Annotated in this window: 7 protein-coding genes and 1 tRNA gene; 3 read left to right on the forward strand and 5 right to left on the reverse strand. The window is 71.0% G+C overall.

The window, feature by feature from the left end; all coding sequences use genetic code 11:
- Positions 1 to 209: 209 nt before the first annotated feature.
- Positions 210 to 1262 (forward strand): HNH endonuclease signature motif containing protein, encoded by a 1053-nt coding sequence (locus tag AOK09_RS42770; protein ID WP_055590808.1) that lies wholly within the window; start codon positions 210 to 212, stop codon positions 1260 to 1262.
- 10 nt (positions 1263 to 1272) lie between these two features.
- A tRNA-Leu gene (locus tag AOK09_RS32485) sits at positions 1273 to 1356 on the forward strand.
- Positions 1357 to 1414: 58 nt separating this feature from the next.
- Here the strand turns inward: AOK09_RS32485 and rdgB are convergent.
- The 4 genes from rdgB to AOK09_RS32505 form a co-directional block, all read right to left on the reverse strand.
- Positions 1415 to 2023 carry an RdgB/HAM1 family non-canonical purine NTP pyrophosphatase gene (gene rdgB, locus AOK09_RS32490; protein ID WP_055590809.1) on the reverse strand — a complete coding sequence of 203 codons (609 nt, stop codon included), beginning with the start codon at positions 2021 to 2023 and terminating at the stop codon, positions 1415 to 1417.
- A 9-nt stretch (positions 2024 to 2032) separates the two neighbouring features.
- Positions 2033 to 2530 carry a hypothetical protein gene (locus AOK09_RS32495; protein WP_055590810.1) on the reverse strand — a complete coding sequence of 166 codons (498 nt, stop codon included), beginning with the start codon at positions 2528 to 2530 and terminating at the stop codon, positions 2033 to 2035.
- A 108-nt stretch (positions 2531 to 2638) separates the two neighbouring features.
- Complete coding sequence (rph, locus tag AOK09_RS32500; RefSeq protein WP_055590811.1) at positions 2639 to 3364, reverse strand: ribonuclease PH; 726 nt, start codon at positions 3362 to 3364, stop codon at positions 2639 to 2641.
- A 41-nt stretch (positions 3365 to 3405) separates the two neighbouring features.
- On the reverse strand, positions 3406 to 3639 hold the full coding sequence (locus AOK09_RS32505; protein ID WP_055590812.1) for a glucose PTS transporter subunit EIIB: 234 nt from the start codon (positions 3637 to 3639) through the stop codon (positions 3406 to 3408).
- Positions 3640 to 3918: 279 nt separating this feature from the next.
- Between AOK09_RS32505 and AOK09_RS32510 the strand changes: the two genes are divergently transcribed.
- Positions 3919 to 5142 (forward strand): PTS transporter subunit EIIC, encoded by a 1224-nt coding sequence (locus AOK09_RS32510; RefSeq protein ID WP_055590813.1) that lies wholly within the window; start codon positions 3919 to 3921, stop codon positions 5140 to 5142.
- 73 nt (positions 5143 to 5215) lie between these two features.
- Here AOK09_RS32510 and AOK09_RS32515 read toward each other — a convergent pair.
- Positions 5216 to 5519: MBL fold metallo-hydrolase (locus AOK09_RS32515; protein WP_169797091.1), on the reverse strand; the 304-nt coding region annotated here is incomplete at its 5' end.

Genomic DNA, 5519 nt, shown 5'->3' on the forward strand with positions numbered 1-5519 from the left:
CCGCCGCTCAGGACTGTCCCGGATTGGTATGGACCATGTCAACAGGTCTCGACCAATCCCTCCCCCACGCCCCCGTGACCCGAACGCCCTTTCGTCGTTGTCCGGTACGACGGCCGCCACAGGCGACCGCATGCGACACATCACTGGTGCCGGGGCGAATCAGGGGTCCGCTGCGGTCACCCTGCCCGCCCCGGCGGGGAGGGGACCCCGTGGACGACGTGTACGACCGCACCCGGCTCTCCGCGCAGGTCGGCCGATCCAGGAACTGGAACGACCTGATGCGCAATCTGGGCGTGGAGATCAGTGGCGGGAGGCGGAAGCACCTCCAGAAGGCCGTGGCGGCACACGGTCTGGACACCAGCCACTTCAGGCAGCGCAGCCCCTGGTCCAAGTACCCGGACGAGGACATCGCCGCAGCCGTTGCCGCCTCCACCACGCTGCGCGAAGTCGCCCTGAGACTGGGTGCCACCCCCGCCGGCGGCACGATGTCGCACATCCGGCGCAGAATCGCTGCCGCGGGGATCGACATCGGCCACTTCCCCCACATGGACAGGATGGTCGACGAACTTCCCTTCACAGCGGAGGAGGTCGCCCACGCGGTCGCCGGGGCCCGAAGTGTGCGAGAAGTCGCACGAGTGCTCGGGATCCCCGGTGAGGACGGCGGGACCCGCTCGGCGATCCGACGGGCCCTCAGGCAGCTGGGGCTGGACACCTCCCACTTCTCCCACGCCCGCATCGCGTTCGAGCCGGATCGGCTGCGCGCACTCGTGGCGGCCTCCACCAGCTACGCCGAGGTCATGCGCGGACTCGGCCTGGAGACCAACGCCGGCAACCACCGCAAGGTCCGCACCCGCATCCGGGACCTGTCGCTGGATGTCTCCCACTTCACCCGCCGGTCCTCGGACCTTCCGGTGAGGCGCCGTCCGGGTGCGCCACCACAGGACGTCCTCAGGGTGCATGCGCAGGGTTCGTCCCGCATCAGCCACCTGCGGCTCCGGCGGGCGATGGAGGCCGCCGGAGTGGCCTACCGGTGTGCCGGGTGCGGCAACCAGGGTGAGTGGCGCGGCGGACCGATCACCCTTCATGTCGACCATGCGAACGGGGACTGGCTCGACAACCGGCTGGCCAATCTGCGGTTCCTGTGCCCCAACTGCCATGCCCGGACGGACACCTGGTGCAGTGGCAATCGCGGCAGGCGGCAGGTCCGCTTCCGGCAGCCGTCGAAGCAGGGTGCCGAGGGGAGCCGCGCCCCAGTAGCATGATGGAGGTCATGCGGCCGTGGCGAAATGGCAGACGCCCTGGCTTTAGGTGCCAGTGGATCTTGTATCCGTGAGGGTTCGAATCCCTCCGGCCGCACTTGCCTCTGTTTCGAAGGCCCACACGGGGACGCTCCCGGGTGGGCCTTCGGCGTCCGTCAGCCCAGGAACTGCTTCACGACCGGCGCCAGGGCCCGGAAGGCCTGCCCCCGGTGGCTGATGGCGTTCTTCTCGGCGGCGGTGAGCTCCGCGCAGGTGCGGGTCTCGCCGTCGGGCTGGAGGATCGGGTCGTAGCCGAAGCCGCCGGAGCCTGCCGGGGCGGTGCGGAGGGTGCCGCGGAGGGCGCCCTCGACCACGTGCTCGGTGCCGTCGGGGAGGGCGAGGGCCGCGGCGCAGGCGAAGTGGGCGGCGCGGTGGGGTGCGGCGATGTCGGAGAGCTGGGCGAGCAGCAGGTCGAGGTTGGCCCGGTCGTCGCCGTGCCTGCCGGACCAGCGGGCGGAGAAGATGCCGGGGGCGCCGCCGAGGACGTCGACGCAGAGGCCGGAGTCGTCGGCCACCGCGGGCAGGCCGGTGGCGCGGGCCAGGGCGTGGGCCTTGAGCAGGGCGTTCTCGGCGAAGGTGACGCCGGTCTCGGGGACGTCGGGGATCTCGGGGTAGGCGTCGGCGCCGACCAGTTCCACATCCAGGCCGGCGTCGGTGAGGATGTCGTGGAGTTCGGTGACCTTGTGCCGGTTGCGGGTGGCGAGGACGAGGCGCTGCGTGTTCATGGGGAGTGATTATCCCTGGGGCCCCACCGGGACGCAGACCTCGGCGAAGTCGCCCGCGGCGGCCAGGAGGGCCTTGTTGTCGCCGGCGTGGTGGGCGTGGAAGGCCTGCTGCCGTGCGGTGATCCCGTCCTCGAGGGTGCGGGCTGCCCCGGCGAGGTCCGCCCTGCCCGACTCGTCGGCGAGGCGTTCGAGGTCGGCCCTGTAGGCCTGGGCGGCACTGTCGACGGCCGTGGTGCCGGGGGTCTGCGGGGGGTGGCCCTCCCCGTCGGTGAGGGCGCTCCGGAAGTGGTCCAGGTCGGTGGCGAGCCTGGGGGTCCAGGCGGTGCAGCCGGAGGGTTCCGCGGCCGCGTTCGCCGGGAGCGCGCCGCTGCGGGCCGCCTGGTGGTGGGCGGCGGCGCCATGGCCTGCGGTGCCCGGGTCCGGGGCTTTCCGGGTGGTGGAGCAGGCGGCGGAGAGGCCGAGGCTGGCGATGAGGGCTGCAGCGGCGAGGGCGGCGGTGCGGCGCATCGGCGGTCTCCGTCGGGGCTCGGTGGTGCCGGCTGTGTCGTCGCTCCGGGTGACGCCGGGGTGGCGCCCGCCGGTTCCCCGGGGAGGGCGGGCGCCACCGGCGGCGGGTCAGGCTTCGAGGGCCTTGCGCTGGATCTGGTCGAGTTCGGCGCAGCCGAGGGTGCCGAGGTCGAGGAGCTGGTCGAGGAGGGAGCGGTCGAACGGGGCGCCCTCGGCGGTGCCCTGGACCTCGACGAAGCGGCCGTCGCCGGTGCAGACGATGTTCATGTCGGTCTCGGCGCGGACGTCCTCCTCGTAGCAGAGGTCGAGCATGGGGGTGCCGTCGATGATGCCGACGCTGACGGCGCTGACGGTGCCGTTGATGGGCTGGCCCTTGGCGCGGAGGATCTTCTTCTGACGGGCCCAGTCGACGGCGTCGACGAGGGCGACGTAGGCGCCGGTGATGGCGGCGGTGCGGGTGCCTCCGTCGGCCTGGAGGACGTCGCAGTCGAGGACGATGGTGTTCTCGGCGAGGGCGCGGTGGTCGATGACGGCGCGCAGGGAGCGGCCGATGAGGCGGCTGATCTCGTGGGTGCGGCCGCCGATCTTGCCGCGGACGGATTCGCGGTCGCCGCGGGTGTTGGTGGCGCGGGGGAGCATGGAGTACTCGGCGGTGACCCAGCCTTCGCCGCTGCCCTTGCGCCAGCGGGGGACGCCTTCGGTGACGCTGGCGGTGCACAGCACGCGGGTGTCGCCGAAGGAGACGAGGACGGAGCCTTCGGCGTGCTTGCTCCAGCCCCTTTCGATGGTGATGGGGCGGAGCTGGTCGGGGGTGCGGCCGTCGATGCGTGACATAGCGGACGAGCGTAGTCGAGTCGTCCGGTGTGGTGGGTGCGCTACATCATGTCTTCGATTTCGGCGGCGATGGGGTCGGCGTCGGTGCCGACGACGACCTGGATGGCGTTGCCCATCTGGACGACTCCGTGGGCGCCGGCGGCCTTGAGGGCGGCCTCGTCGACGAGGGAGGCGTTGTTGACCTCGGCGCGCAGCCGGGTGATGCAGCCTTCGATCTCTTCGATGTTCTCGATGCCGCCGAGACCGGCGACGATCTTCTCAGCCTTGGTGGCCATGTGGTTCTCCGTGGGGGAGGCAGCGTCTCAGGGGCTGGTCTACACCAGCTGTGGGCCGGGGTCCAAATATGGGTGTGTGTCGTGTCAGGGTTGCGGCGGGGGCGCCGGGGACGGAGGATTCCCCAGGGTTCCGGTCGCCCATTTATTCAGCAGGGTATCGATTTGGAACCGCTTCCCGCCTGCGGCTTTGGCGGGGGTTCCTGGGGTGTGCGGGGCCGTGCTAGAAACCTGCTCTACCCATATTGGTGTAGACCAGTTGGCTCCGTGTGAGGATCACCCATGAGCACGACGACCGCGCAGGCAGCGCCGCCCGCCAAGAGGTCCGGATCCGGCCTCTTCCAGGGGCTGCAGAAGATCGGCCGCAGCCTCCAGCTGCCCATCGCCGTGCTGCCCGCCGCGGGCATCCTGCTGCGGCTGGGCAAGGATGACGTGTTCGGTCCCGCGGGGCTGCACTGGGACACCGTGGCCCGGGTCTCCGAGACGGCAGGCGGGGCGATCTTCGACAATCTGCCGCTGCTGTTCTGCGTGGGTATCGCCATCGGCTTCGCCCGGAAGTCCGACGGTTCCACCGCGCTGGCGGCACTGGTGGGCTATCTGGTCTTCCACAATGTGCTGACCGTCTTTCCCGACTCCGCCGGGAAGCCGCAGGACCCGGGGGTGCTGGGCGGGATCACGGTGGGGCTGCTGAGCGCGGTGTTCTGGCAGCGCTACCACCGCAAGCGGCTGGTGGACTGGCTGGGGTTCTTCAACGGCCGGCGGCTGGTACCGATGGTGATGGCCTTCGTGGGCACGCTCCTCGGGATGGCGTTCGGGCTGCTCTGGGGTCCGATCGGGTCGGGGCTGGACAGCGCCAGCGGCTGGATCATCGGGCTGGGCGCCGGTGGTGCGGGGCTCTTCGGGCTGGTGAACCGGCTGCTGCTGCCGATCGGTATGCACCAGTTCGTCAACACCTTCTTCTGGCAGCAGGTCGGGGACTTCCACGACGCCGCCGGGAAGGTAGTCCACGGCGATCTCAACCGGTTCTTCGCCGGGGACCCCACGGCCGGGCAGTTCATGGGCGGCTTCTTCCCGATCATGATGTTCGGCCTGCCGGCGGCCGCGCTCGCCATCGCGCACTGCGCCCGGCCGGAGCGCCGGGCCCAGGTGACCGGAATGATGCTGTCGCTGGCGCTGACGTCCTTCATGACGGGCATCACCGAGCCGATCGAGTTCTCCTTCATGTTCATCGCACCGGTGCTGTACGGCATCCACGCGGTGCTGACGGCACTGTCGCTGGCGGTCACCTGGCTGCTGGGGGTGCACCACGGCTTCACCTTCTCGGCGGGCGCCATCGACTACGTGCTCAACTGGCACTACGCGAGCAGACCCTGGCTGATCATTCCGATCGGCCTCTGCTTCGGTGCGGTCTACTACGCGGTGTTCCGCTTTGCGATCACCAGGTTCGACCTGCCGACGCCCGGGCGAGAACCGGACGAGGAACTGGAGGACGCCTCCAAGCCCTGACGACCCTGCCCATCCACCGGCCCCGTCCGCACCGGTCCGCGGCCGCCGCCCTGTTCCGCAGCCGCCGGCCCGGTCAGACCGGGTAGACGGCCCCGGGCCTGGCGGCGTCCACGGGGCCGTCGAACTCCGCCCGGGCGTCGGCGACGTTCCGCTCGGTGTCGGTCCACGGGGGGATGTGGGTGAGCACCAGCCGTCCCACCCCCGCCTCGGCGGCGATCCGGCCGGCCTCGCGCCCGTTGAGGTGGAGGTCGGGGATGTCCTCCTTGCCGTCCGTGAAGGACGCCTCGCAGAGGAAAAGGTCGGCGCCGCGGGCCAGCTCGGTGAGCTCGGCGCAGGGCCCGGTGTCCCCGGAGTAGGCCAGGGCCCGGCCGCGGTGC

This window comes from Peterkaempfera griseoplana (assembly GCF_001418575.1).
Taxonomy (GTDB): domain Bacteria; phylum Actinomycetota; class Actinomycetes; order Streptomycetales; family Streptomycetaceae; genus Peterkaempfera; species Peterkaempfera griseoplana.